We start from the raw sequence: 26,645 nt of genomic DNA, 5'->3' as shown, positions 1-26,645 counted from the left end.
GTCCTCCGATGACCCGGTGGCGCGGGTGGCGCCGGCCGGGCCCTGTGATGTGTGGGGTGGACGCAAGATCCCAGACGGGCGGGGCGGAAGGAAGACTTCAGTCCGACAAGCCCGTTCATGTGACAAAATCTTGACTTGAACATGGCGAAAGGGGCGGGTTTCCTTCCCCCGCCCCTTCGCGTCACGGCCGTGCGGCTACTTCAGGTAGGGGCCGGCCGCCCCGATCTTCCCGGGCCCGTTCAGGACGTACACCCGCAGGTTGCCCTTGCCGGGCGCGCCGACCGAGAGCGTGCCGTGGGAGACGACCTTGACGTCACCGGTGACGGCGTCGGTGTAGGTGCCGTTCGGGATGCCGTTGTACGTGGCTCCGCCCGAGACCGTGACGAGCGCGAAGCTGTCGGTGGAGCCGCTGGTGTAGCGGCGCTTGAACGCCATGCCGCCCGAGATGCCCTCCGTGGAGTACTGGCCCATCTGGAGCGCGGGGATCGCCCGGCGGATCTCGTTGAGCCGCTGGAGGTGCTTGACCAGGGGCTGCTGGAGGGTGGTCGCGACCTGGCCGCTCGCCTCGGAGACCTGGGAGAAGCCGGAGGCGGTGACGGTGCCGGCGAGGTGCGCGCCGTAGTAGGCGCGGCCCGTGGTCGCCAGCGGGCAGGTCGGCCCGCAGTCGATCTTCTGGCCCTTCTGGAACTCGATCTCGGAGCCGTAGTACAGCGTCGGGATGCCGCGGAAGGTCCACATCAGGGACATGTTCTCGGCCCAGGCGTCGGTGCCGCCGGTGTATCGCTCGCTGGACTTGTTCGGCCCGTAGTCGTGGCTGTCGACGTAGACGACGTTGTACGTGGCGTCGTTGTAACTGTCGTCCGAGTCCTTGCCGTTGGAGAAGGCGTTGTAGGCGTCACCGAAGTTCATGTGCATTCGCATGTCGATGACGTTCATGCCGGAGAAGCGGCTGTGGTCGGGTGCGTGGTAGCTGTTGCCGTTCAGGAAGGCGTTGGTCGAGGTCGGCTGGTTGCCGGTGCCCTGCTGCTGCTCGTAGTCGTACATCTCCAGCGCCGCCTTGGTGTCGTCGGCGTCGTACTCCTTGCGCTCCTTCCAGGTGAAGAACTGCGCCGAGTGGTTCACCGAGCCGCGGTTCCACTTGTCGTTGACGAAGGCGGCGACCTCGCCGAAGACGAAGAAGTTCTTCGCCGCCTCGGCGCCGTGGCGCTGGGTGACCCGCTCCTGGATGGCGGGGAGGAAGCGGCGGTTCCAGGTGGTGCGCGGGATGTGCACGGCGGTGTCGACGCGGAAGCCGTCGACGCCCATGTCGATGTACTTGTTGGAGGCGCCGATCAGGTAGTTCTGGACGGTCGGGTTCTCCGTGTTCAGGTCCGCCAGGTCCTCGTGCAGCCAGCAGGAACGGGAGTCCTCGCCCTCCCAGTTGCCGATCCAGCACTGGTGGAAGAGCGCCTTCGGGAACATGCCGGAAGTCGGGCTCGGCCACTGGCAGTTGTAGAGCGTGTACCCCTCCGGGCTCTTCCCGCCGGTCGGCTTGCCCCAGTTGACGCAGGTGTTGCCGGTGGGCTCGGCGGTCGACCACAGGTCGCCGTTGTAGTACGACTTGCCGGACTTGGCGTCGACGGTCAGGCCGTCGTATTCGAAGCCGGGCTGCTTCTCGTCGTAGTACCAGCTCCACTGGGAGTCCCGGACGCCGTACACGGTCGGGGTGAACAGGCCCTTGGCGCCCCAGCGGGAGGAGTGGTTGTAGACGACGTCCTGGTAGATCTTCATGCCCTTGGCGTGGGCGGCGTCGATCAGGTCCTGGTAGGAGGCGCCGGCCGACTCCAGGCGTGGGTCGACCTTGTAGAAGTCGTAGCCGTGGTAGCCGTGGTGGTCGTAGTCCGAGCGGTTGAGGACCACCGGCGTGACCCAGACGGCGGAGAAGCCGAGGCCCTTGATGTAGTCGAGCTTCTGGATGAGGCCCTTGAAGTCGCCCCGGAACATGGGGTCGTCGTGGGCCGCGTTGCCCGACTTCACGTGCTGGCTGCCGCCCCGGTTGTTGGTGGGGTCGCCGTCGTGGAAGCGGGCGGTGAGGACGAAGTAGATCGGGTCCTTGCGCGGGTCGGTGCCGAGCGGCTTGCCGTTCGCCGGGGCGGCCGGCTCGTCCCCGGTGGTGGCGGTGGCCGGGGCGGAGGCGGGCGAGACGTTCCCGGCGGCGTCCACGGCCCTCACCGTGTACGTGTACGCGGTCCGTTCGGCCAGGCCGGTGTCCGAGAAGACCGTCGAGCCGACGTCCGTCACCACCGTGCCGCCGGTGCCGCCGACCCGCGTGACCTGGTACTTCGTCACGCCCCGGTCATCGGTGGCGGCGTCCCAGGAGAGCAGGACGGAGACCCCGTCGGCGCTCGCGGTGACCCGGGCCGGGGCGGTGGGCGCCTGGGTGTCGGGCGGGGTCGCGGCACAGGGGTCGGTCGCGTTCGCGGTCACCACCCGGTCCCGGACGGTCGAGGTGCCGGTGCCGATGGTGTAGTCGGAGCCGCCGTTGTTGTCCCACACGCCGTTGCCGTTGTTGAACGCGGCCTTGAGGGACGTGGCGGTGCCGAGGTCGAGCTCCCGCTTCCACCAGCCGGTGCAGGCCGCCGTCATGCCGAGGCCGGGCACGGCCGTCCACGCGCCGCCGGCCGGCTGGTAGTGGACGTTCACCGTCGACCAGCCGAGGGAGGCCGAGGAGTAGTACACCGTCGCCTTCCGCGCGGCGGGCGGCGGGGTGTCGGCACACGGGTCGGAGTGGGCGACGACCCCGTCCTTCACGGTGATGTTCCCGGTGCCCAGGGCGTAGTTGCGGCCGCCGTTGTTGTCCCAGGTGCCGGCGCCGTTGTTGAACGTCGCCTGGAGGCCGGCGGCGGTGCCGAGGCTGACGGTCTTCTTCACCCAGTCCGTACAGGCCGGCTCCATCGCCGTGCCGGGGACGGTGGTCCAGGAGCCGCCGTCGGGGGCGTAATGCAGGTTGTAGGCCGACCAGTTCCTGGTCTTCGTCCAGTAGTGGACCGTCGCCGTGGTCTCGGCGACGGCCGCCGCCGGGGCGGCGGCGAGCGGAGCGGCGGCGGCCGGAGGCGCGCCGGGCGGCGCCGCGACCAGGCCGGTGAGACCGGCGGCGACACCGAGCAGCGCGAGTGCGCGCCGCCGCGGCCGTATGCGGGTGGGGGTCATGCGGACTCCAGACGAGGGCGCGCCGGGGAAAGGGGCCGGGGTACGCCGGGGATCGGCCCCTTTGGAAGCGCGTGCGGAAAGTTGCGGAAAGTTCTTGCGTCGGCGGGAAGTTACCCCCGTGCGGCGCGCGCGTAAAGGGTCCGCGTCGAAGCGGTTCGCATCGTGGGATTCAGGGCTGCTCGAGGTACGGGCCGAGCAGGGTCCGCCACGAGGAGTCGATGCGCCGGAACTCCGCCGGACAGAGCGCGGCGCGGTCGCGGGGCAGCACGCCGTCCGGGTTGCCCTCCGCGTCCACGGCGTCCGCGAAACGCCCGGGATCGGAGCCGTACAGCCAGCAGGCCCAGTTGAAGAACCGCTGTCCGTCCAGGGAGTGGATGTCGGAGTACGCGGCCACCCCCGGGTCGCCGCCCTCGGCCGCCTGCCACAGCGCGCCCCAGGCGTTGATGGTGGAGATCGCGTAGTCGGTGTGGGTCTCGTCTCCCGAGGCGAGGAGGAGGACGGCGAGCTGGTCGACCGCGTCCTCCTCGCGGCCGGTGACCGGCAGGTCGTACAGGTCGACGAGGGCGTGCCCGAGCTCGTGGAAGAGGACGCCGTTCGAGAGGCCGACGACGTCCTCGTCGACGGCGGCGCTCCGCGCCGGGGCGCCGCCGGAGTCGAGGCCGGCGAAGACCCGCCGCGCGTCGGGCACGAAGCCGTAGCAGTAGGTGATCCGCCCGGTCTCCCGGTCCCAGTACGGGTTGGGCGCCGGGCAGCTCGCGGCGCGCAGCGGTACGTCGCGGGGGAGGGCGATCCGGGCGTCCGCGTAGGCGGCGGCGTCCTCCAGGACGCGGCGCTTGCGGAGGAAGGCGCGCGCGGCGTCCTCCTCGGGGGTGCGGGCGGCCTCGTACGAGACGACGAGCCGGCCCGTGCCCCGGGTGGCCGACGGGGTGGGGGAGGGCGCCGCCGGGTGCGCCGCGCAGCCCGCGAGCAGGACGGCGGTCAGGGCGAGGGGCGCGCCACGGCGTGCACGGGCGGCGGCGGGCATCGGCGGCACCTCGTCTCGTGGGCGTCCCTGCCGACGAGCCTGGCCGGAGCGGCCGGGGGCGGCGAGCCCGCCGCGCCGGACGGGTGAGGCGGGGCCGCGGGGCCGGGCCGGGTCACGCCCGGGGCCAGGGGCGGCCCTCCAGGCGTTCGATGTCCCGGTTGAAGCGCTCCAGGAGGTCCGCGAAGGCGGCCGCGTCCTCGGGTGACCAGTGCTCCATGATCCGCCGCAGGCCGCGGATGTTGAAGGAGCGGTCCGCCTCCAGGCGCCGCTCGCCCTCCTCGGTGATCCGGAACTTGCGGGCGATGCCGCCGTCCGGATCGGGGATGCGCTCCACGACCCCGGCCCGCAGCATCGCCGCGGTCTGCCGGTTGAGGGTGGAGGCGTCGAGCCCGAAGGCGTCGGTGAGCTGCCCGATGGACATGGGGCCGTGCATCCGGATCCGGGTGAGGAGCACGTACGCGCTCCGGTCGAGGCCGCCGGCGCCACCGGCCCGGGTGCGCGGAGTGTGGAGGTGGGAGTGGCGGCTGAGCAGCATCGTCTCGAACTCGACGCGGTCGGCGGCCACGTCCGGCTCGCCCGGCTTTTCCGGCTCGGCCGTCTTCGCGGGCTCGTTCGCGGGCTCGTCCGCGGGCTTCTCGGGCCTCTCCACAGGCGTGTCCTCGGGCTGGTCGGGCTGGTCCATGGGGGCATTCTCTCCCGCTGCTCCGTGGTGTGCATCCAGCACAACTTGTGCATCATGCAATCGATGTGCATGATGCACAAGCCCGTATGTGCCTTACTTCCGTGAACCCAGGAGAGACCCGTGGACCGCGCCCAGACCGACGCACGCCCCGGAGGCGTCGTCGGCGTCCTCGCCTTCGCCGGCATCGTGGCGGCACTCATGCAGACCCTCGTGGTGCCGCTCATCGGCGATCTGCCGCGGCTCCTCCACGCCGACGCCTCCGACGCCTCGTGGGTGATCACCGCGACCCTGCTCGCCGCCGCCGTCGCCACGCCCGTCGCCGGCCGGCTCGGCGACACCCTCGGCAAGCGGACCGTGCTGCTCGCCTCGACCGTCCCGCTGATCGCCGGCTCCGTCGTCTGCGCCCTCGCCGACTCCGTCGTCCCGATGATCGTCGGCCGCGGTCTCCAGGGCCTCGGCATGGGCGTCGTCCCCGTCGGCATCAGCCTGCTCCGCGACGTCCTGCCGCCCGAGAAGCTCGGCGGTTCCATCGCCCTGATGAGCGCATCGATGGGCGTCGGCGGCGCCCTCGGCCTGCCGTTCTCCGCGGCCGTCGCCGAGCACGCCAGCTGGCGCGTCCTCTTCTGGGTGGCCGCCGCCCTCAGCGCCCTCGTCGCCGCCCTGATCTGGCGGCGCGTCCCCGCAGGCCGCCGCAACCCCGCCCCCGGCCGCTTCGACGTGCCCGGCGCCCTCGGCCTCGGCGCCGGCCTCGTCGCCCTCCTCCTCGCCGTCTCCAAGGGCGCCGCCTGGGGCTGGGGCAGCGGCACCACCCTCGGCCTCTTCGCCGCCGCCGCCGTCACCCTCCTCGCCTGGGGCTTCTGGGAGCTGCGCACCCGAGACCCGCTCGTCGACCTGCGGGTCACCGCCCGCCCGGTCGTCCTGCTGACCAACCTCGCCTCGGTGCTCGTCGGCTTCTCGATGTACGCCCAGTCGCTCGTCGTCCCGCAGCTCCTCCAGCTCCCCGAGGCGACCGGCTACGGCCTCGGCCAGTCGATGATGGCGATGGGCCTCTGGATGGCCCCCGCCGGCCTCGCGATGATGCTGCTCGCCCCGCTCGGCGCCAAGCTGTCCGCCGCCCGCGGCCCCAAGGTCACCCTCTCCGTCGGCGCCCTCGTCATCTCCGCCGGCTACGCCTCCTCGCTCGCCCTCATGGGCTCCACCTGGGGCCTGCTCGTCGTCACCCTCGTCTGCAACACCGGCGTCGGCCTCGCCTACGGCGCCATGCCCGCGCTCATCATGGGCTCCGTCCCGGCCGGGGAGACCGCCTCCGCCAACAGCTTCAACACCCTGATGCGGTCCATCGGCACCTCGGTCTCCGCCGCCGTCATCGGCGTCGTCCTCGCCCAGATGACCACGACCCTCGGCGGCCACACCCTGCCCTCCGAGAACGGCTTCCGGGCCGCCATGCTCATCGGCGCCGGCGTCGCCCTCCTCGCCTCGCTCGTCGCGGCCCTCATCCCCGCCCGGCACACCCCCGCGGCCGGCTCCCCGGCCACGAGCCCCGCGCCGCGGACCGCGCGCGCCGCCTGACCCGGAGCGGTACGGGAGGAGGGCCCGCCCGCCCCGCGTACCGCTTCACCGCGTCAACCCTCCCCGTCCGCCTCCAGCGTGAACAGCGCGCCGTCCGGGTCCCGCACCACCATCCGCCGCCCTTCCCCGGCCGCGCCGGGCTCCCGGGCCCCGCCCCACTCGCCGCCCGGCACCACCACGCCGCCGTGCTCCGTCACCGCCGCCACCGCGGCCGTCAGATCCGGCACCCGGAACCTCACCAGCCAGCGGGGACGCAGCTGGGGCCGGGGCGAGGCGGCCTCCACCGGGCCGCTGTCGAGCCGCGCCACCGGCACCCCGTCCCTGCGCAGCACCACCCGGTCCTCCTCGTACGAGGTCTCGCAGGCGCCCGGCAGGTCCTCCGCCCAGCGCAGCACCCCGCCGTAGAACACGGCCGCGTCGAAGGCGTCCCGGGTGTGCAGCTCCACCCACGCGGGCGCGCCCCGCTCACCCACGTGCCAGCGCGACACCAGCCGCCCCTCCCACACCGCGAACGCGGCCCCGTCCCGGTCCGTGGCCAGCGCCACCCGGCCCTGCGGCGGATACGCCACCGGGCCCACGCCCACCGTGCCGCCCCGCTCCCGGATCCGGGCCACCGCCGCGTCGGCGTCCTCCACCGCGAAGAACACCGTCCACGCCACCGGCACGGCCAGCTCCGCCGCCAGCGCGGCGATCCCCGCGACCGGCACCCCGTCCCGCTCTCCCACCGCGTACGCCGATCCCGCCTCCAGCTTGCCCGGCCGGAACGTCCAGCCCAGCACGGCGCTGTAGAACCGCTCAGCCGCGCCCAGATCCCGCGTCGCCAGACTCAGCCAGCACGGCGCGCCCAGCGCCCGCGCCGTCGTCGGCTCCGTCACCGGACCACCTCCTTGACCGAGCGTCCGCCGGCCGGACGCCACCCCGCGCGCCTTCCCCGGCGGGCGGCCCGGCACACCCCGCTTCACCCGGCCGGCGGCGCGCTCAGGACGCCGGCGCGAGCCCCCGGGCCGCGTACGCCCGCACATCGGCGTCCGGGTCGGCCGCCACGGTCGCGAGCGCGGCGCGCGCCTCCGGCGCCGGGACGTGCCCGAGCAGCGCCAGCACGGCCGCCTTGCGCACGTCCGCGTTCCGGTCCGCGAGCGCCTTCGCCAGCGCCGGGACCGCCCGCCCGGCCGCCGCCGCCCGCAGCGCCGCCGCCGCGCCCGCCCGCACCTGCCACGCCGGATCGTCCAGGGCGGCCACCGCCCGCTCCGCCAGCGGCGGCGGGCAGCCGGCCGCCGCCAGCGCCCCGAAGGCCGCGCCCCGCACCAGCGGGTCGGCGTCGTCGAGGAGCGGGACCAGCGGCCCGGCCTCCGGCACGGACACCGCCGCGAGACCCCGGGCCACCGCGACCCGCACCTCACGGGCCGGGTCGGCCGCGGCGCCGGCCAGCGCGGCGACCGCGTCCACCGACACCAGGGCCCGTACCGCCTGGAGCCGCACCTCCGGCGCCGCGTCGGCCAGCGCCGCCGCGTACACCCCGGCCCCGCCGAGACGCCGGGCCCGCAGCACCTCGACCGCCACCGCCCGCACCGCCGGGTCGGACGTCTCCAGCGCGGCCCGCAGTCCCTCGCCCAACTCCGCGTCCGCGTCCAGGACTTCCGCCAGTTCGCGCAGGGCGCCGACGGCCGCCGACCGCACCGACGCGTCCTCGTCCCGCAGCCGGGCCGCCAGCGCCGGACCCGTCCCGGCGGGCACGGTCTCCGCGAGGGCCGCGACGGCCGCCGCCCGCACCTCGGGCTCACCGTCCGTCAGATAGGGGAGCAGCGCCTCGAGTTCGGGGGCGTCGTCAGCCACGGCGAGCAGCCGCAGCAGGCGCGGGTGCGGACCGGTCACGGCACGCGGTTCCGGCCTCGGCGCGGCCTCCCCGGCCGCCGGCGTCGTGGGCGGCGCCTCGCGCGGGCCCGCCGTCGCCACCGGCACGAGCGCCACCTCGCCCAGCGGACGCTCCGGACCCGCCGGCGGCGCGAACTCCGGCACCGGCACCACGTACGGCTCCACCGGCCGCGCCGTGAACTCCATCGCCCCGGCAGGAGACTTGCGCAGGTCCAGGTGGTACAGCCACTCCCCGTCGTCGCGCGCCGGGTGGTCGAGCCGCTCGTGGTACAGCCCCCAGCGCGACTCGGTCCGGGCCAGCGAGGCGCGGGCCGCCATCTCCGCGCAGTCCCGGATGAACGACACCTCCGCGCAGCGCATCAGCTCGTGCGGCGTCCGTCCGCCCATCTCCGCGATCTCCGCCGACATCCGCTCGAACGCCTCGACGGCCAGCGACAGCCGCGCCCCCGACTTCGGCGGCGCCACGTAGTCGTTCACGAACCGGCGGAGCTTGTACTCGACCTGGGGCTGCGGCGGCCCGTCCGGGTTCCGCAGCGGCCGGTAGACCAGCGCGTGCGCCGCCTCCAGCTGGGCCCGGTCCAGCTCGCCCTCGTACGCCCGGTAGCGGGCCGCGTCCTCGCCCGCGAGGTCGCCGTAGACGAACGCGCCGATCATGTAGTTGTGCGGCACGCACGCCAGGTCGCCGGCGGCGTAGAGGCGCGGCACGGTGGTGCGGGCCTGCGCGTCCACGCGCACCCCGGAGGCCGAGTGCCCGCCGCACAGGCCGATCTCGGAGATGTGCATCTCGATGTCGTGGGTGCGGTAGTCGTGGCCCCGGTTCGCGTGGAAGGTGCCCCGGGTGGGGCGCTCCGTGGAGTGCAGGATCGACTCGACCGCGCCGATCGTCTCCTCTGGGAGGTGGCTCAGCTTGAGGTACACCGGCGCCCGGTCGGAGGCGAGTTCGGCCGCGAACTCGGCCATCATGTGCCCCGACCAGTAGTCCGACTCGACGAACCGCTCGCCGTGCCGGTTCACCTGGTAGCCGCCGAAGGGGTTGGCCACGTACGCGCAGGCCGGGCCGTTGTAGTCCTTGATCAGCGGGTTGATCTGGAAGCACTCGATGCCGGTGAGGGCGGCGCCCGCGTGGTACGCCATCGCGTAGCCGTCGCCCGCGTTGGTGGGGTTCTCGTAGGTGCCGTACAGGTACCCGGAGGCGGGCAGCCCGAGGCGGCCGCAGGCGCCGGTCGCCAGGATCACCGCGCCCGCCCGGACGATCACGAACTCCCCGGTGCGGGTGTGCAGTCCGGCGATCCCCACCGCCCGCCCGTCCTCCGGGTGGGTCAGCACCCGCACCGGCATCACCCGGTTCTCGATCCGGATCCGCTCCCGCATCTCCCGCCGCCGCAGCTGCCGGTACAGGACCTTCTTCACGTCCTTGCCCTCGGGCATCGGCAGCACGTACGAACCCGAGCGGTGCACCTGCCGGACCGCGTACTCACCGTGCTCGTCCTTCTCGAACTTCACCCCGTACGACTCCAGGCGCCGCACCATGTCGTAGCCGCGCACGGCGGTCTGACGGACCGTCGACTGATCGACGAGGCCGTCGTTGGCGCGGGTGATCTCGGCGACGTAGTCGTCCGGCTCCGCCCGGCCGGGGATCACCGCGTTGTTCACCCCGTCCATGCCCATGGCGAGGGCGCCCGAGTGCCGGACGTGCGCCTTCTCCAGGAGCAGGACGTCGGCGCCGCGCCCGGCGGCGGTCAGCGCCGCCATCGTGCCGGCGGTGCCGCCGCCGACGACGAGCACGTCACAGGAGTACGAGCGGGCGTCGGCGAGCGGGGGGACGGAGGTCAGGGGGGAGGACACGACGGGCCTTTCCGGCAGGGGGAACAGGGAGGGGCGGGAAGGGGCGGGGAGGGGCGGGGGGTCAGAGGGAGTCGAGGACGCGACGGCGCAGCTCGCGCGTGGCCGGGGCGTCCCGGGCGGCGCGGTCCCGGGGGTGCGGCACGTCCAGCACCTCGCCCGACGGCAGCAGGGCGATCCGGTCGCCCAGGTGGACGGCCTCGTCCACGTCGTGCGTCACGAACACGACGGTCGCGCCGGTGCCGCGCAGCATGCCCGCCAGCAGGTCCTGCATCCCGGTCCTGGTGTGCGCGTCCAGCGCGCCGAACGGCTCGTCCATCAGCACCGCGCGCGGCCTGCCCGCCAGGGCCCGGGCGAGCTGCACCCGCTGCCGCTGCCCGCCGGACAGCTGGTGCGGCCACTTCGCCGCGTGACCGGCGAGACCCACCCGCTCCAGCCACTCCCCGGCGGCCCGCCGGCGCCCGGCGCGGTCCACACCCCGGATCGCCAGCGGCAGTTCGACGTTGGCCCGCACCGAGCGCCACGGCAGCAGCGCGTCGTGCTGGAAGACGAGCGCCCGGTCGGCGCCGGGCCCGCGGACCGGCTCGCCGTCGCGCGCGACCCGGCCCGCCACCGGCGCCAGCAGCCCGGCGAGCGTGCGCAGCAGCGTCGTCTTGCCGCAGCCCGACGGCCCGACGACGGCCAGCACCTCGCCGGGCGCCACCCGCAGGCTCAGCTTCCCGCCCAGGGCGGTTCCGTCGGGATGCCCGAGCCGTACCGCGTCGAGGGTGAGCTCGGCACCCGCGAGCGGGGGAGCGGCGGGCGGGGCGGGCGGGGCGAGGGCGGTCGTGCTCATGGAACCGGCTCCTTCTCGGACACGGGATCGGGTGCGGGGTCGGATACGGGACCGGGGTCGGGACGGGTTGCGGGATCGGGTGCGGGTGCGGGTGCGGGTGCGGGGGCGTCGGCGGGACGGGATACGGGATCGGGCGCGGGGGCGTCCGCGGGACGGGATGCGGGATCGGGTACGGGGGCGTCCGCGGGTGCGGCGCGTACGGGGGCGGGTGCGGCGGCTCCGGACGGGGTGCCCGGCCCGGAGGGCGCTTCAGCGGGAGGTGCCGCGCCCCGGGTCGGAGCGCGGCGTCCCGGGCTGGGCGTCGCGCCCCGGGCCGCCGGGCGGGGCAGCCAGGCCGTGACCCGCCGGCCGGCCAGCTCGACGGCGGTGGAGGTCAGCAGGCCCAGGGCGCCGATGGTGACCATGCCGACGAAGACGCCCGGATAGTCGACGACCGTGTAGTCCTGCCAGGTCCGGTAGCCCACCCCGTACTCGCCGGAGATCATCTCGGCGGAGATCACGCAGATCCACGCCACACCGACGCCGACGGAGAGTCCGCCGAACACCCCGGGCAGCGCGCCCGGCAGGACCACCGACCACAGCACGCGTGCCCGGCCGCCGCCCATCGTCCGGACGGCCTCCTCCCACACCGGGCTCAGGGCCCGCACCGCGTGGCGGGTGGAGACCAGCACCGGGAAGAACGCCGCCGCGCAGGTGATGAAGACGATCCCCTGCTCGTTCGTCGGCAGCAGCAGGATCGCCACCGGCACCAGGGCGATCGCCGGGATCGGCCGCACCACCTCCACCAGCGGGCCCAGCAGGTCGGCCGCCCACCGCGAGCGGGCGATCGCCGTGCCGGCGGCCACGCCGAGGACGGCCGCCAGCAGGAAGCCCGTCACGATCCGGCGCAGGCTGTGCCCGAGGTCCTGCCAGTAGGCGGACGTGCCCACCCGGTCGGCCAGCGCCGAGGCCACCTCGCCGACCGTCGGGAACTGCTCGAACCGCAGCCACAGGTTCACGTCGTACGCGGTGAGCAGCTGCCACAGGCCCAGCGCGGCGACCAGCGAACCCGCCCGGACCAGCCGCCGCCCCGCCCGGGTCGCCGCGCTCACGAGCCCGCCGCCCGGACCGCTTCCGCGTACGGCACGACCCGCGCGTTGGGATGGGCGGCCACCCACCGCTCGGCCGCCGCCCGCGTCACGAACGCCTGCCACGCGCCGCCGCCCGCGACCCACACCGCCCGGTCCGCGAACCACGGCGTCCCCGTCACCGCGTCCGGCACGTACGCCGCCCTGACCGTCCCCGGCCCGGCCGCCGCCACCGCCTTCAGCAGCTCCCCGGCCGAGCCGAACGCGCGGGTCGAGGAGTGCCCGCGCAGCCACAGCTCCGCCTTGGCCGCGGCCGCCCTCGGATAGCCCGGGGCGGTGACCGCCCGCCGCAGCGGCGCCGGGTCGACGAAGGCGTCCACGTCGACGTCGTCCACCAGACCGGCCTCCCGCAGCACCGGCACGTCCTCCCTCAGCGCGGCCAGCAGCTCCGGCCGCAGCTCCGGGTCGAAGGTCGCGATGCCCTGGGCGCCGTTGTAGAGGTACACCACCTCGGCCGGCAGCCCCGTCTCCTTCGCGACCGACTCGGCGGACGCCACCGGAGCCGACCGCAGCCGGTCCGTGGCCCGCCGCTGCGCCCGCAGGAACGCGTCCAGGACACCGGCCTGCTCGCGTGCGAACTCCTCGCGCACGGTGACCCCGTGGAAGGTCGGCAGGTCCAGCTCCGCCCCGTCGTACAACGCCCGCGCCTTGCCCTGGAAGGCGAGCAGTCCCGGCCAGGCCACGAACTGCGACAGGGCGTCCACGCTGCCGCCCGCGAGCGCCGAAGCGCCCACGCTGGGCTGCTGGTTGAGCTTGGAGACGTCCTTCGCCGGGTCGAGACCGGCCCGGCGCAGCGCCCGGACGAGCGTCCCGTCGGCGGCGGAGCCGACGCTCGTCGACACCCGCTTCCCCTTCAGGTCGGCGAGCGACCGCAGCCCCGAACCCGGCTCCGTGACCACGGTGTTGAGCCCGCCGCGCAGGTTGTAGCCGGTCACCGAGACGAGCCGGGTGGGCTCCTTCAGCTGCCGGCCCCGGGCCGCGTTGAGCAGCAGCGGGAAATCGCCCATCGACCCGATGTCGATTTTCCCGGCGGTCATCTGCGCGGTGATCGGCGCCCCCGTCGCGTAGTCCTGCCACCGCACCCGGTAGCGGACACCGTCCTTCCGGCCCTGCGCCGCCAGCTCCTCCTCGAAGTAGCCGAGCGAGCGCAGCAGCGTGCCGGCGGTCACCGTGTTGATGGTCTTCGACTGGTAGCCGACGGTCACCGTGACGGCCCCGCCCGGCTCCTCGCCGGCGCCCGCGGGGCCGCCGCAGGCGGCGACCAGGGGAAGGAGCAGCGCCGGTGAAAGCAGACGTACGAGTCTCTTCGTCTTCATGGGAGTTCGGTGCCTTTCACCGGAGCAGGTAGGGCATGTTGACGGTCACCGCGCCGGTGGGGCAGCGGGCGGCGCACGGGCCGCAGTACCAGCACTCGTCCACATGCATGTACGCCTTGCCGTCCTCCTCGCGGATCGCGAGCGAGTCCAGCGGACACATGTCGACGCAGAGGGTGCAGCCGTCGATGCACAGGGACTCGTCGATCGTCACGGGCACGTCGGCACGCTGGGGCACCAGGGGCATGGCGTTCTCCGGGAAGGGAAGGGAAGGGACGGGAAGGGAGCTGGGGGGGGACGGGAAGGGAGTTGGAGGGGGGCGGTCGCGTCAGAGGGAGCGCCGCAGCACGCCGCTCATGGTGATCCGGTCGCCGCGGAAGCGGATGAACTCCAGGTCCACCGGCCGCCCGCAGGACAGGTGGGTGAGCCGCTCCAGCATCAGCAGGGCGGCGCCGCGCGGGGCCTGGAGGACCGCCGCCGCGTGCGCGTCGGCGTTCACCGCCTCCAGGGTGATGTCGGCGTGGCCGAGCGGCCCGCCGGTCAGCCGCTCCAGGAGCCGGAACACGTCCGTGTTCTCCAGGTCGCAGCCGAGGAGCCCGCCGCCGACGTCCATCGGCAGGTACGACAGGTCGAGCGAGAGCGGCAGCCCGTTCAGCCGGCGCAGCCGCTCGACGCAGAGCACATCCGCCCCGTCCGGCAGGCCGAGCCGGTGCGCCACCGGTCCCGGTGCCCGCACCGGTCCCAGGTTCCGCACCTCGTTGGTGACCCTGCCGTGCTCGTGCAGCGTCTCGGCGAGTCCCTGGAGCCGGTCGAGGCCGTGCGGGTACTTCTCGCCGACGACCACCGTCCCTACCCCCGGCTGCCGATCCACCAGGCCCTCGCCCCGCAGCAGGTCGAGGGCCTGCCGGACGGTGTTCCGGCTGGCGTGGTGGTCGGCCGCGAGCACGTCCTCCAGCGGCAGCACCCCCCGGGGGAAGGCGCCGGTCAGGATCTGGTGCCGCAGCAGGTCGGCGAGCTGCCGGGCCCGGTCCGCGCGCAGCCGGCGACGGCGGGCGGCGGCGACCGGAAGGGCGGCGGGGGTGCGTTCGGCGGGCATGGCAGGGAACGTAACCGGGGGACGGCCCCGGTGGTGTTGCCGCAACATTGCGCCACAGGAGAACGCGAATCCACCGCTCTGACCTGCGTGGACGCCGGCGAGAGGCGGAGATCCGCCACCCGCGCGCCCACCAGTCGGACGGCGGGCCGCCCACGATCCGAACACCCGGCCCCGCCGCGCGCGTCAGCCGGCGAGGGCCTCCGTCAGATGCCGGCGAGGGCCTCCGTCAGATGATGGTGCAGCAGGCCGAGGGCCGGACGGTCCGCCGGGAGCAGCGGCACCACCAGCTTCCAGTACCGCGCCATCACCCCCGTCTCCTCCCGGGCCAGCACCTCCGAGAGACGCCGGCGGAACGCGGGCGAGTCCCGCTCCCCGAGCGCCACGGCGTACGCCCCGGCGAAGCAGTCCAGGGCGCCCCGGCCGGCCGGCGGACGCCCGGCCCGCACCTCCGCGCCCGCCAGGTCGTACGCCTCACCGAGACCCTCGTACAGGACCGCCGGCCGGTACCGCTCGCCCCGCAGCGGCGGGCCCGGCGCCCGCCCGGGCCGGGGGTCCGACACCAGGGCGCCCAGCCGGGCGAAGGCCCGTACCTGACCGGGCGAGGGATCGTCCGGCGGCACCGGCACCACCTCGTCCAGGACCCGCGCCACCAGCGGGGCCGGCAGTCGCACGGGCAGCGAGCGGCGCCAGAACCGGACCAGCGCGTCCCCGTCCGGCGGCAGTGCCGAGGCGCCCAGCAGGGGCAGCAGCTCGGCCCGCTCCGCGCCGTCGCACTCCGCGAGGAGCCGCAGCGACGCCTCCCGCCACGCCAGCGCGGCGCGCTCCCGCGCCACGCCCCGCAGTTCCCCGGCGACCACCTCCGCCAGCCGGCCGTCGTCCTCCAGCGCCCGTGCCACCTCGGCCACGCCGAGACCCAGCGCCCGCAGCGACCGGATCTCCCGCAGCCGGACCAGCGCACCCGGACCGTACCGCCGGTGGCCGCCGCCGCTGCGCCCCGCCTCGGGCAGCAGCCCCCGGTCGGAGTAGTACCGCACGGTCTTCACCGTCACCCCGGCCCGCCCGGCCAGCTCGCCGATGCTCCACGTCCCGCCGTCCGCCGCCGTCATCCCCGTCCCGGTCATCCCGCACCTCCCGCCCCGCCGACCCTAGCCGCCCGGGTCGGGGGTGGAATCTCCCCCCGGGGGAGTTCCTAACGTGCGGGCAGCCGCGGCGAACGCGGCGGAGGCAGTGGGACACGCGCACGAGGAGGCGGGATGACGGCGTTCGTTCTGGTGGGGGAGGCGTTCACCGGAGGGTGGCTGTGGGACGGGGTCGCCGAACGGCTGCGCGAGGCCGGGGCGGAGGCGTACCCGGTGACGCCGGACACCGACCCCGGGGCCGGACTCGGCACGCACACACGGGAGTTGCTCGCGCTCCTCGACCGGATCGACGACCCGGAGACCGTCCTCGTCGGGCACGGCTACGGCATCCACCCGGTGCTCGCCGCCGCCGACCGGCGCCCCGGCCGGGTGGCCCGGGTCGTGTACGTCGCCGCCGGGCTCCCCTCGGACGGCGACCCGGCCCTGCTGCTCGTCCGCGACGAGACCGTCCGGGAACGGCTCGGCCACGACACCACGCCCCTCCCGCCGCCCCGGGGCGAGGAGTGGGCCCTCTGGGGGAGCCTCGACGGCCTCTCCGGCGACGACCTCGCCCGGCTGGACCGGCTGGCCGTGCCGCAGCCCGCCCGCACCCTCACCGAACCGCTGCGGCTCGGCGGCGGCCTGGACCGGGTGCCCGCCTGCGCGGTGATGTGCACGGCGGACGGGCCGGGCGTCGACGTCGTCGAGATGCTGGTCCGCACGGGCCCGCCGCGCTTCCGGAAGCTCGCGGGGCCCGGCTACGTCTTCCACGAACTCCCCACGGGGCACTGGCCGATGCTCTCCCACCCGGGCGAACTCGCCGACACCCTCCTGCGCGCGGCGGCGGGGGAGGGCCGGCGCATCACCCTCGGGGACGACCAACCCTCCTACGCGGAGCAGGAGTTCCTGATGGACACGGTGGAGTACCCGTACGAGCGGCACGGCCGTCTCGACGTCTACCCGCCGCCGGACTCCGCGGGGCGCCGCCCCGCCGTCCTCCTCGTGCACGGCGGGCCCGTCGACGCCGACCGGGCCCCCACGCCGCGCGACACCCCCTTCTACCGGGGCTACGCCCGGTACCTGACCGGGCTCGGCGCCGTCGGCGCCACGGTCGACCACCGGCTGTACGCCCTGACCGACTACGCCCGCGCCGCCGGTGACCTCGCGGAGGCGGTGGAGACGCTCCGCGCGCACCCCCGGGTCGACCCGGACCGGATCGCGCTCTGGATCTTCTCGGGCGGCGGCCTCCTCGCCGCCGACTGGCTGGCGGCGCCCCCGCCGTGGCTGCGGTGCCTCGCCCTCTCGTACCCGGTCCTCGGCACCCCGCCCGGCTGGGAGACCGTCGAGAAGCGCTTCCGGCCGGCGGACGCGCTCGCGGGCGCCGGAGCACCGCCGGTGGTCCTCGTCCGGGCGGGCCGCGAACACCCCGCGTTCGCGGCGACGGTGGACGAGTTCCTCGCCGCCGCGGGGCGGCACGGGGCGGACGTCGAGGTCGTCGACGTCCCGGACGGGCGGCACGGCTTCGAGGCACTGGACCGCACGGACGCGTCGCGCGAGGCCGTCGCCCGGTCGGCGCGGGCCGTGTTGCGCCGGGTGGCCGACGCGGAATGAGGAGTCGGCGGCCCCGGGCGCCGTGGTGCCGCCCCCCGGCGGCACCAGGGGCGGGCGACGGCCGCTCCCGGCGGCTCCCCAGGCGTCACGCCGCCCCCGTCACCCCCGTCGGGTCCCAGCCCCGGCGCGGCACCGAGTCCAGCAGGAGGCGGGTGTAGGGGTGTTCGGGAGTGCCGAGGACGCGGTCCACGGGGCCGGACTCCACGACCCGGCCCGACTTGAGGACCAGGACGTCGTCGGCGACGTGCCGGACCACCGCCAGGTCGTGGGTGACGAAGAGGTAGCCGATGCCGGCCTCGCGGCGGATCTCCCGCAGCAGGTCCAGGATCTGCGCCTGGATCGACACGTCGAGCGCGGCCACCGCCTCGTCCAGGACCAGGACCCGGGGCTCGACCGCCAGCGCGCGGGCGATCGCGACCCGCTGGCGCTGGCCGCCGGAGAGCCCCCGCGGCAGCGCCGCCGCCTCACGGGCGCCGAGCCCGACGCGGTCGAGGAGGTCCGCCACCCGGGCCGCGCGGGCGGCCGGGTCCAGCGCGGTGTGCAGCCGCAGCACCTCGTCCAGACAGCCGCGCACCGGGATCCGCGGGTCCAGCGACAGGTACGGGTCCTGGAAGACCATCTGGATCTCGCGGGCCCGCGCCAGGCGCTCCGCGCGGCCCCGGGGGCGGGCGGAGCGGTCGCGGCCGTCGAGCCGGACCGTGCCGCCGTCCGCGCGCTCCAGACCCACCAGCATCCGGACCGTGGTCGTCTTGCCGCTGCCGGACTCCCCGACGATCGCCAGCGAACCGCCCGCCGGCAGGGTGAACGACACCCCGTCGACCGCCGGATGGTCGCCGTACCGCTTCCGCAGCCCCTCCACCACGAGGCCCTTCTCCACCACGGTCGTCACAGCGCGATCCCTTCCTCGGCGCGGAGGCACGCGGCATGGCCCTCGCCGTACCGTGCCAGTTCGGGCTTCTCCCGCGCGCACCGCGCCACCGCGTGCGCGCAGCGGGCGGCGAAGGCGCAGCCGGGCGGCGCCTCGGCGAGCGACACCGGGCGGCCCGGGATCGGGCGCGGCGCGGGCGAACCGGCCTCGATGCGGGGGGTGCAGGCGAGCAGCCCCGCGGTGTAGGGGTGCCGGGGCCGGTCGAACAGTTCGCCGGTGGACCGGGTCTCCACGATCCGGCCCGCGTACATGACGTACACCCGGTCGCAGATCGCGGCGGCCAGCTCCAGGTCGTGGGTGACGAAGAGCATGCCGGTGCCGCGCTCGGCCCGCAGCCGGGCCAGGATCGCGAGGACCTCGGCCTGGGTGGTGACGTCGAGGGCGGTGGTCGGTTCGTCGGCGACGAGCAGCGCCGGTTCGGCGGCGAGCGCGGCGGCGATGACGACCCGCTGGAGCATGCCGCCGGAGAACTGGTGCGGCCGGCGGCGCAGGGCCCCGCGCGGATCGCGGATGCCGACCGCGGCGAGGAGTTCCTCGGCGCGCGCGGTGGCCTCGGCGGCGGGGGTGCCGGCGGCCCGCAGCCCCTCGGTGAGGAAGTCGCCGACGCGGCGCAGCGGGTTGACGGAGGCACGCGGGTCCTGGAAGACCATGGCGACCTCGCGGGCCCGCAGCGCGGCGAGCCGCGTCCGGTCCATGGCGAGGACGTCCGCGCCGTTGACCCGCACCGAGCCGGCGGTGCGGGCGCCCTTGGGGAGCAGGCCGAGGACGCTGCGGCAGGCGACGGACTTGCCGGAGCCGGACTCGCCGACCAGGCCGACGGTCTCCCCGGGCCGTACGGTCAGGCTGACGCCGTCGAGGATCGGCCGGGCGGCCCGGCCCTCGGGGAGCCGCAGCTCCAGGCCGTCGATCTCCAGGACGGGAGGGGGTGTCGAGTGGTTCATGGGGGTCACTTCTCCCGTCGGGCGATGCGGTCGGCGAGCCCCTCGCCGACGATGCCGAAGGCGACCACGGCGAGCACGATGCACACGGACGGCGCGAGGGCCGGCAGCATCGCGCCCTGGAGCACCGCGCCCTGCCCCTCGTTGATCATGGCGCCCCAGTCGGCGGTGGGCGGCTGGACGCCGAAGCCCAGGAAGGACAGGGCCGCCAGGTCCATCAGGGCGTAGCCGAAGTTCATCGCGGACTGCGCGAGGACGGTGGGCGCGATGTTGGGCAGCAGGTGCCGGACGCAGACCGTCCAGCCCGACCAGCCCTGCACCACGTACGCCTCGATGTACGGCCGCGCCTTCTCCTGCCGGGCGATGCCGCGCACCAGCCGTCCCACGTACGGGGTGTACGCGACGGACATGGCGATCACGGGGGCCGTCATGCCCGGGCCGGTGACGGCGACCAGGAGGATCGCCAGCATCAGGCCCGGGATGGAGAAGACCAGGTCCATGGCGCGGGAGAGGAGCGTGTCGGCCCAGCCGCCGCGCCAGGCCGCCACCACGCCGAGCAGGGTGCCGAGCAGGGTGGAGACGCCGACGACCAGGAGCGGGCCGAGGAGACCGGTGCGGGCGCCCTGGATCAGCCGGGACAGGATGTCGCGCCCGGACTGGTCGGTGCCGAGGAGGTGGTCGCCGGAGGTGCCGACGAGGCTCGAGCCCAGGTCGAGGGCCTCGGGGTCGTACGGGGTGAGCAGCGGGGCGAGCACGGCGACGAGGACGAGCGCGGCGAGCACCGCGACCGAGACCGTGAAGAGCGGACCCTGCCCGAGGAGGCGCAGCCTCCGCAGGCCCGGCCTGCGGTACGGCACCGTGGTGAGGGTGGAGGTCATGAGGAGCCTTCCCCGGGGGAGAGACGGGGGTCGATGAGCGGGGCGAGCAGGTCGACGGCGAGGTTGACGAGGACGAACGCCGCCACGCTGAGCAGGGTGATCGCCTGGACGACCGCGAAGTCCTGGGAGGTGACCGACTGCACGAGCAGCGAGCCGAGTCCGGGCACGTCGAAGGCGGTCTCCACGATGGAGGTGCTGATGAGGAGACCGGCGAGCATGGTGCCGCCGACGGTGACGACGGGACCCAGGGCGTTCCGCAGCACGTGCCGGCGGACCACGGTCCGGCCGGCGACGCCCCGGGCGCGCGCCACCTCGACGTGCTCGCGGCCCAGCTCGTCGAGCATCGCGGAGCGGGTGACCCGGGCCAGCAGGCCCGCGAAGGTGAGGGCGAGCGCGAGCGCGGGCAGGGTCAGCTGGTGGAGCCGGGCCCCCAGGCCCTCGGCGGCCCCGGCGCCCGGCCCGGGGAACCAGCCGAGCTGCACCGAGAAGACCGAGACGAGCGCGATCGCGGTGACGAACGACGGGGTGGCGGTGGCCACGCCGGTGCCGATGAGCACGGTCTTGTCGAGGACGCCGGGGCGGAGCGCGGCGAGGACGCCGGCGCCGACGCCGGCCACGGTGACCAGGACGGCCGCGTAGCCGACGAGGAGGGCCGTGCCGGGGAGCCGCGAGCCGAGGAGCGCGGTGACGTCCTGGTGGTACTGGGCGGAGCGCCCGAGGTCGCCGCCGAGGACGCCGCCGAGCCACCGCCCGTACTGGACGACGAGCGGGTCGTCCAAGTGGTGCTCGGCCCGCAGCGCCGCCACGGCCTCGGGCGTCGCGGGACGGCCGTGCAGCAGGAAGGTGACCGGGTCGCCGGGGGCGAGGTGGACGGTGCCGAAGACGATGACCGAGGTCACGAAGAGCACCGCCACGAGGCCGAGGAGGCGGCCGGCGAGGAAGCGGGTCATGACTGCGCGGCCCCGATCGTCGCGGCCCACGGGTAGTAGAGCTGGGCGATGCCGGTCGGCGCGCCGGTGACGCGCTTGCCGAGGAAGACCGAGTAGGGCGCCTCGTAGACCGGGATGACGGGCAGCTGGGCGAGCGCGATCTCCTGCACCTTCGCGGTGAGTTCGGTGCGCTTCGCGGGGTCGTACTCGGTGTTGGCGCGGTCGAAGGCCAGGTCGTACTCGGCGTCGGACCAGGAGCCGTAGTTCCCGAAGTCGCCGGTGCGCAGGTACTGGTAGAACTCCAGCGGGTCCGGCGTGTTGTCGTAGCCGTTGGTGATGACCAGGTCGAGGCCGTCGCGGGCGGCCGGGTCGACGAAGAGGTTGCTGTACGCGTCCGGGGCGACCGGCCGGAGCTCGACGTCCAGGCCGATCTGGCGGCCGGCCGCCTGGACGGCGTTGGCGACCACGCTGATCTCGGGGGAGAGCGAGCTGGTGGCGAGGGTGACCTTGCGGCCGGTGGCGCCGGCCTCCTGAATCAGCTTCTTCGCCGCCGCCACGTCGTACACCGGCTCGGGCAGGGTGTCGAAGAGGGAGGCGGTCTTCTCCGGGACGAGCGCCCAGGCACCGCGTGCGGCGGGGGCCTTGGCCGGTACGCCGACGCCGCCGGCCGCGGCCTTGACGATGTTCGCGCGGTCGAGCGCCATCGACAGCGCCTTGCGGACCCGGAGGTCGCCGAGGGTGCCCTTGAAGTCGGTGACCGCGAGGTTGGCGGCGGCGGTGTTGGGGCCGAAGAGCAGCCGGCCCTTTCCGCTGCCGCGCAGCTGGGCGAAGGAGGAGGCGGGGACCATGTAGCCGCCGTCGGCGGTGCCGGAGAGGAAGGCGTTGGCGCGGGCGGCGGCGTCCTCGACGAAGGTGAACCGCACGGCCTCGGACTTCGGCGTGAGCTTCTCGTCCCAGTAGTCCGGGTGCTTCTTCAGCGTGATGCTGTCGCCCTGCGCCCACTTCTCCAGGGAGTAGGGGCCGGTGCAGTTCAGCTTGCCCGCGGGGGTGCCGTAGTCCTTGCCCTCCTCGGCGAGGGAGGCGGCGCTGACGACCGTGCCGGGGGAGGCGGCGAGCAGTTCGTGGAAGAGGGCGTCGGCCTTGCCGAGCCTGATCGTCACCTCCAGCGGGCCGGACTTCTCGATGGACTCGACGGTCTTGAAGGCGGAGCCCCACGGGGAGCCGGTGGCCGGGTCCATCTGCCGCTTCAGGGAGGCGACGACGTCGTCGGCGGTCATCACCGTGCCGTCGTGGAACTTCACGCCGGGCCGCAGGGTGTAGACGAGGGTGCGGGGGTCGGGCCGCGTCCACTTCACCGCGAGACCGGGCTCGATCCGCAGGTCCGGAGTGACCCGCAGCAGCTGCTCGCAGACGTTCGCGAGGACGGTGTTCGGCGGGTAGTCGTACGCGAGGGCGTAGTCGAGGGTGTACGGCTCCGCGTAGAGCGACCAGGTGAAGGAGGAGAGCGGGCCCTTGGCGGCCGGCGAGGTGGGGGAGACCTGGAAGTCGGCTCCTCCGGTGGTGCCCTGTGGCGGGCGGGTGGCGCCGGAGCAGGCGGTGAGGGAGGCCGCGAGGGCGGCGGTACAGACGAGTGCGGTGATTCTGGGCGTGCGCATGCGGACCCACCCCTTTACGGGTGTCGTGACGGGCGCTGGGGGGATGGAGCGAGTATTGATGCGGGAACGTTCCCGCACAAGAGTTCCCGCCAGCTTTGCGGGAACGGTTTTGCAATGGTCATGGAGGTGACAGCATCAGCCCATGACCGACGTTTCAGAGCACGGCGGAGCGACCCCGGAGCGGGGCGCGAAGGCACCGGGGCGGGGTGCGCCGGGGCGGGACGGCGCGGGCGGACGGGCCGCCGTGCCGCCCGCCCCCCGGGTCCGCCTCGTCGACGTGGCCCGCGAGGCCGGCCTCTCCAAGACCACCGTCTCGGCGGCCCTGAACGGCACCGGCCGGCTCTCCCCCGAGGTCCGGGAGAAGGCCCGCGAGACCGCCCGCCGCATGGGGTACCGGCCCAACGCCACCGCGCGCCAGCTGCGCGCGGGACGGGCCCGGCTGATCGGCTACGTGGTCGGCGAGCTGGCCGACACCCCGTGGACCTTCCTGGAGTCGCCGTACTTCGCCCGCCTCACCGGGGCCACCGCCGCGACCGCGCTCGCGCGCGGCTACGCGGTGGTGCTGCTGCCCGCCGGCTCGCTCCAGAGCGAGTGGGCGGCGCTGCCCCTCGACGCCGTGGTCGTCGCGGACCCCGTCGCCGACGACCGGATCGTCGAGGACCTGCTGGCCGCCCGCATCCCGGTCTTCAGCGACCGGTCCGTGGAGGGCCGGCCCGGCGCCCACTGGGTGGACGTGGACGCGACCGCGGCCGTCGGCCAGGCCCTGGACCACCTGCACGCCCAGGGCGCCCGCCGCCCGGTCCTCGTCGTCCCCGACTCCAGCACCCGCTTCCACCGCGAGGTGGACGCGGCGCACCGGGCGTGGTGCGCCGCGCACGGACTGCCGGAGCGGACCGTACGGGCCGCGGAGCCCGGCAACGGGCCGGTGATCCGGGCCGTGGAGACCGCCCTCGGCGGGCCCGACCGCCCCGACGCCCTGCTGGTGGTCGCCGAGGCAAGCCCGCCGCTCGTCCTGGACGCGGCCCGCCGGCACGGCTACGGCGTCCCCGGCGACCTGCTCCTCGTCTGTGTCAGCGAGGACGAGACCGCCGTGCACACCGAGCCGCCCGTGACGACCCTGAGCCTGCGCCCGGACGCCGTCGCCGAGGCGGGGATCGCCCACCTCGTCGCCGTCCTGGAGGAGGGCCGCGAGGAGACCGGCGGCGCGCTCGTGCCGGTCAGACTCGACGTCCGCGCCTCGTCGCTGCGGCCGGGCTGACGCCGGCCCGGCGCCGGACTGGCGTGGGCCCGGCGCCGGACTGGCGTGGGCCTGACGCCGGCCTGGTGGGGGCCTGGCGCGGGACGACGTGGGCCTGGTGCGGGACGACGTGGCCGGAGCCGTACGCCGTGCCCGGGGTCGGGCCGCCGGGGCCGGAGCCGTAACGCCGGTCAGGACGCGTACACGCCGGCCGTAACGCCGGTCAGGACGCGTACACGCCGGCCGTGCGCCGTTCAGGACGCGTACACCAGCCGGCCGCCGACGTAGGTGCGTTCCACCCGGGCCTCCGCGATCTCCTCGGCCGGCGCGGCCAGGACGTCCCGGTCGAGGACGACGAGGTCGGCGAGGTGGCCGGGGAGGAGGCTGCCCGCGTCGTCGAGGCCGTTCACATGGGCGGTGCCCGCGGTGTACGCGGTGAGCGCGGAGAGCAGGTCGATGCGCTCCTCCGGGTAGAACACCCGGTCGTCCCCGGCCTCCGGGTCGCGCCGGTTCACGGCGACGTGGATGCCGGCGAGCGGGTCCGGGCTGGAGACCGGCCAGTCGCTGCCGGCCGCCAGGGTGGCGCCGGAGCGCAGCAGCGAGCCGAACGGGTACTGCCAGGACGCCCGTTCGGCCCCGAGGAACGGGATCGTCAGCGTGTCCATCTGCGGTTCGTGGGCCGCCCACAGCGGCTGGATGTTGGCGATGGCGCCGAGCGCGGCGAAGCGGTGCAGATCGTCGGGGTGGACCACCTGGAGGTGGGCCAGGTGGTGGCGGTTGCCGCGCCGCCCGTTCGCCTCGATCGCCGCCTCGACCGCGTCCAGCGCCTCCCGCACGGCACGGTCGCCGAGCGCGTGGAAGTGCACCTGGAAGCCGAGGGCGTCGAGTGCGGTCACATGGCCGCGCAGCGCCACCGGGTCGACGAAGCTGAGCCCGGTGTTGCCGGTGGCACAGCCGCAGCCGTCGAGGTACGGGGTCAGCATCGCGGCCGTGAAGTTCTCCGCGATCCCGTCCTGCATGATCTTGACCGAGGTCGCCCGGAACCGTCCCGACGTCAACTCGGCCCGCCGCGCCACCAGTTCGGGGATCTGCTCGGAGCCGCGCTCCCGGTCCCACCACAGCGCGCCGGTCACCCGGGCCGTGAGCGAACCGTCCTTGGCCGCCGTCAGGTACGCGTCCGACGGGTCGGACATGCCGTTGAAGGAGCCGAGCAGCGCGTCCTGCCAGCCCGTGATGCCCAGCGAGTGCAGCAGCCGCTGCGCCCGCAGCAGCCCCGCGAGCCGGTCCTCCGCCGTGCTCGGCGGCACAAGGCGGGAGACCAGTCCGGTCGCGCCCTCCTGGAGCATGCCGCTCGGGGTGCCGTCGGCCTCCCGCTCGATCCGGCCGTCGGCCGGATCCGGGGTGTCGGCGGTGATCCCGGCGAGCTCCAGGGCCCGGGTGTTGGCCCAGGCGCCGTGGTGGTCGCGGTTGGAGAGCAGGACGGGACGGTCGGCGACGACCGAGTCGAGCAGCCGGCGGGTCGGCATGCCGCCCGCGAAGCTCTCCATCGACCAGCCGCCGCCGGTGATCCACTCCCGGTCGGGGTGGGCCTCGGCGTAGGCGCGGATCCGCTCCAGGTACTCCGGCACGTCGACGCTCTCCGTGAGGTCGCACTCGGCCAGCTCGCTGCCGCCGCCCACCGCGTGGACGTGGGCGTCCTGGAAGCCCGGCAGCAGCAGCTTGCCGGCCAGGTCCACCACCTCGGTGCCGGGGCCGATCAGTTCGCGCACCTCGTCGTGGCCGACGGCCGTGATCCGCTCGCCGGTCACGGCGAGCGAGGTGGCCCGGCTCCGCGCCGGATCCAGGGTGAGGACGGGGCCTCCGGTGAAGACCAGATCGGCCTGGGGCATACCAGCTCCCTTGCGTGCGGGGTCGTACGGGGTCGTGCCGGCTCCGGCGGGCGGGTCCGGACGGGTCCGGTTCTCGCGGGGCACCGCCGTGCGGGTCACGGGCGTCATGGAAGCCCGCGAGCCGTTTACACGTCAATGGTGTTGACGTAAGGTCCCGGCCATGTCCGCACGTGTCGTACCCGAAGGAAACCGGCAGCGCCGCCGGCCCACCAAGCAGGGCGCCGTCCTCTCCGAACGGCTCATCATCGACACCGCGCTGCGCCTGGTGGCCCAGCACGGCGCCGAAGCCCTCTCCGTACGCAGGCTGGGCGCCGCCCTCGGCGCCGACCCGAGTGCCCTCTACCGCTACTTCCGCAACACCGACGCCCTGCTCATCGCGATCGCCGACGAAGTCATCGGCCGGGCGCAGGAGGGCTGGGAGTCGAGCGGCGACTGGCGGACCGACCTGCGCGCGATGGGCCGGCGCATCCACGGCTCCTACGTCGCCCAGCCCCAGGCGGCCCTCCTCGCGGCGCACCGCACGACGGGCGGGCCGAACGAGACGCGGGCGGTCGAGAAGATCCTCGGCATCCTGCGGGAGGGCGGCTTCCCCGACCCCCTGGCGGTCCGCGCCTACCACGCCTTCGTCGACCAGGCCCTGGCGTTCGCGGCCCAGGACGCGGCCGCCTCCGCGCTGCCGGAGGCGGCGGGCGAGGCGGACACCGAGGTCTGGGGGGAGGTCTACGGCCGGCTCACGGCCGAGACCCATCCGCACATCGCGGCGACGTACCCCCTCCTCGCCGCCGACATGCGCCGGAGCGGCTACCCGTTCGCCCTGGAACTCCTGCTGACGGCGCTGGAGGCACTCCACCCGGCCGCGGCCGGGCCCCCGGCGAGGGGCGGCGGAGACTCCGCCTGACGCCCCTTCGGGCGG

General features: G+C 75.0%; 20 protein-coding genes and 1 pseudogene. 4 read left to right on the top strand and 17 right to left on the bottom strand.

Annotation, left to right across the window (positions count from 1 at the left end; translation table 11 throughout):
• Nucleotides 1-195: 195 nt before the first annotated feature.
• The 3 genes from ACIGHB_RS21120 to ACIGHB_RS21110 all read right to left on the bottom strand — a co-directional run bounded on the left by ACIGHB_RS21120 (nt 196) and on the right by ACIGHB_RS21110 (nt 4,748).
• Nucleotides 196-3,189, bottom strand: a complete 2,994-nt coding sequence (locus tag ACIGHB_RS21120) for a carbohydrate binding domain-containing protein (protein WP_399914994.1) — start codon at nt 3,187-3,189, stop codon at nt 196-198.
• 169 nt (nt 3,190-3,358) lie between these two features.
• Complete coding sequence (locus ACIGHB_RS21115) at nt 3,359-4,213, bottom strand: DUF4344 domain-containing metallopeptidase (protein ID WP_399914992.1); 855 nt, start codon at nt 4,211-4,213, stop codon at nt 3,359-3,361.
• A 112-nt stretch (nt 4,214-4,325) separates the two neighbouring features.
• Nucleotides 4,326-4,748, bottom strand: coding sequence for a MarR family transcriptional regulator (locus ACIGHB_RS21110; RefSeq protein WP_360320504.1), 423 nt, complete (start codon nt 4,746-4,748; stop codon nt 4,326-4,328).
• Between the two features lie 267 nt (nt 4,749-5,015).
• Here ACIGHB_RS21110 and ACIGHB_RS21105 point away from each other — a divergent pair, with 267 nt between their 5' ends.
• The gene (locus tag ACIGHB_RS21105) at nt 5,016-6,464 is read left to right on the top strand and encodes an MFS transporter (protein WP_399914990.1); all 1,449 of its coding nucleotides are present in this window, start codon (nt 5,016-5,018) and stop codon (nt 6,462-6,464) included.
• A 53-nt stretch (nt 6,465-6,517) separates the two neighbouring features.
• Here the strand turns inward: ACIGHB_RS21105 and ACIGHB_RS21100 are convergent, their stop codons facing one another.
• From ACIGHB_RS21100 to ACIGHB_RS21065, 8 genes and pseudogenes are all read right to left on the bottom strand, one after another.
• Complete coding sequence (locus tag ACIGHB_RS21100; RefSeq protein ID WP_360320462.1) at nt 6,518-7,339, bottom strand: VOC family protein; 822 nt, start codon at nt 7,337-7,339, stop codon at nt 6,518-6,520.
• A gap of 103 nt (nt 7,340-7,442) precedes the next feature.
• Nucleotides 7,443-10,181 (bottom strand): fumarate reductase/succinate dehydrogenase flavoprotein subunit, encoded by a 2,739-nt coding sequence (locus ACIGHB_RS21095; RefSeq protein ID WP_399914988.1) that lies wholly within the window; start codon nt 10,179-10,181, stop codon nt 7,443-7,445.
• Nucleotides 10,182-10,242: 61 nt separating this feature from the next.
• Nucleotides 10,243-11,013, bottom strand: coding sequence for an ABC transporter ATP-binding protein (locus ACIGHB_RS21090; protein WP_399914986.1), 771 nt, complete (start codon nt 11,011-11,013; stop codon nt 10,243-10,245).
• A gap of 239 nt (nt 11,014-11,252) precedes the next feature.
• A pseudogene (locus tag ACIGHB_RS21085) lies at nt 11,253-12,104 on the bottom strand (ABC transporter permease); the annotation flags it as partial.
• Nucleotides 12,101-13,456, bottom strand: coding sequence for an ABC transporter substrate-binding protein (locus ACIGHB_RS21080; protein WP_399914984.1), 1,356 nt, complete (start codon nt 13,454-13,456; stop codon nt 12,101-12,103). The pseudogene ACIGHB_RS21085 and the gene ACIGHB_RS21080, both read right to left, overlap by 4 nt.
• A gap of 16 nt (nt 13,457-13,472) precedes the next feature.
• Entirely contained in the window at nt 13,473-13,700 is a 228-nt protein-coding gene (locus ACIGHB_RS21075) for a ferredoxin family protein (protein ID WP_399914982.1), read from the bottom strand.
• A gap of 81 nt (nt 13,701-13,781) precedes the next feature.
• The gene (locus ACIGHB_RS21070) at nt 13,782-14,549 is read right to left on the bottom strand and encodes a GntR family transcriptional regulator (protein WP_399914980.1); all 768 of its coding nucleotides are present in this window, start codon (nt 14,547-14,549) and stop codon (nt 13,782-13,784) included.
• A gap of 203 nt (nt 14,550-14,752) precedes the next feature.
• Nucleotides 14,753-15,670 (bottom strand): MerR family transcriptional regulator, encoded by a 918-nt coding sequence (locus ACIGHB_RS21065; protein ID WP_399914978.1) that lies wholly within the window; start codon nt 15,668-15,670, stop codon nt 14,753-14,755.
• A gap of 132 nt (nt 15,671-15,802) precedes the next feature.
• On the opposite strand from ACIGHB_RS21065, the gene ACIGHB_RS21060 reads away from it, so the two are divergent.
• Entirely contained in the window at nt 15,803-17,278 is a 1,476-nt protein-coding gene (locus ACIGHB_RS21060) for an alpha/beta hydrolase (protein WP_399914976.1), read from the top strand.
• Nucleotides 17,279-17,363: 85 nt separating this feature from the next.
• Here the strand turns inward: ACIGHB_RS21060 and ACIGHB_RS21055 are convergent, their stop codons facing one another.
• Genes ACIGHB_RS21055 through ACIGHB_RS21035 form a run of 5 tightly spaced genes read right to left on the bottom strand, consistent with a single transcriptional unit; the run spans nt 17,364 to nt 22,606 of the window.
• Entirely contained in the window at nt 17,364-18,158 is a 795-nt protein-coding gene (locus ACIGHB_RS21055) for an ABC transporter ATP-binding protein (RefSeq protein ID WP_399915049.1), read from the bottom strand.
• Between the two features lie 5 nt (nt 18,159-18,163).
• The gene (locus ACIGHB_RS21050; RefSeq protein ID WP_399914974.1) at nt 18,164-19,147 is read right to left on the bottom strand and encodes an ABC transporter ATP-binding protein; all 984 of its coding nucleotides are present in this window, start codon (nt 19,145-19,147) and stop codon (nt 18,164-18,166) included.
• A gap of 5 nt (nt 19,148-19,152) precedes the next feature.
• Nucleotides 19,153-20,022 carry an ABC transporter permease gene (locus ACIGHB_RS21045; RefSeq protein ID WP_399914972.1) on the bottom strand — a complete coding sequence of 290 codons (870 nt, stop codon included), beginning with the start codon at nt 20,020-20,022 and terminating at the stop codon, nt 19,153-19,155.
• The gene (locus ACIGHB_RS21040) at nt 20,019-20,972 is read right to left on the bottom strand and encodes an ABC transporter permease (protein WP_360320231.1); all 954 of its coding nucleotides are present in this window, start codon (nt 20,970-20,972) and stop codon (nt 20,019-20,021) included. The genes ACIGHB_RS21045 and ACIGHB_RS21040 overlap by 4 nt, the downstream gene beginning before the upstream one ends.
• Nucleotides 20,969-22,606, bottom strand: a complete 1,638-nt coding sequence (locus ACIGHB_RS21035) for an ABC transporter substrate-binding protein (protein WP_360320228.1) — start codon at nt 22,604-22,606, stop codon at nt 20,969-20,971. The genes ACIGHB_RS21040 and ACIGHB_RS21035 overlap by 4 nt, the downstream gene beginning before the upstream one ends.
• Before the next feature lie 142 nt (nt 22,607-22,748).
• Here ACIGHB_RS21035 and ACIGHB_RS21030 point away from each other — a divergent pair, with 142 nt between their 5' ends.
• Complete coding sequence (locus tag ACIGHB_RS21030) at nt 22,749-23,864, top strand: LacI family DNA-binding transcriptional regulator (RefSeq protein WP_360320225.1); 1,116 nt, start codon at nt 22,749-22,751, stop codon at nt 23,862-23,864.
• A 233-nt stretch (nt 23,865-24,097) separates the two neighbouring features.
• On the opposite strand, the gene ACIGHB_RS21025 is transcribed toward ACIGHB_RS21030, so the two are convergent.
• A complete protein-coding gene (locus ACIGHB_RS21025) occupies nt 24,098-25,732 on the bottom strand; it encodes an amidohydrolase (RefSeq protein ID WP_399915047.1) in 1,635 nt (544 codons plus the stop codon).
• Between the two features lie 160 nt (nt 25,733-25,892).
• On the opposite strand from ACIGHB_RS21025, the gene ACIGHB_RS21020 reads away from it, so the two are divergent.
• Nucleotides 25,893-26,630, top strand: a complete 738-nt coding sequence (locus tag ACIGHB_RS21020) for a TetR/AcrR family transcriptional regulator (RefSeq protein ID WP_399914969.1) — start codon at nt 25,893-25,895, stop codon at nt 26,628-26,630.
• Nucleotides 26,631-26,645: the final 15 nt, after the last annotated feature.

The organism is Streptomyces sp. NPDC085460 (assembly GCF_044541975.1).
In the GTDB taxonomy this organism is placed as follows: Bacteria; Actinomycetota; Actinomycetes; order Streptomycetales; family Streptomycetaceae; genus Streptomyces.
This window is presented reverse-complemented; position numbering and strand designations above follow the sequence as displayed.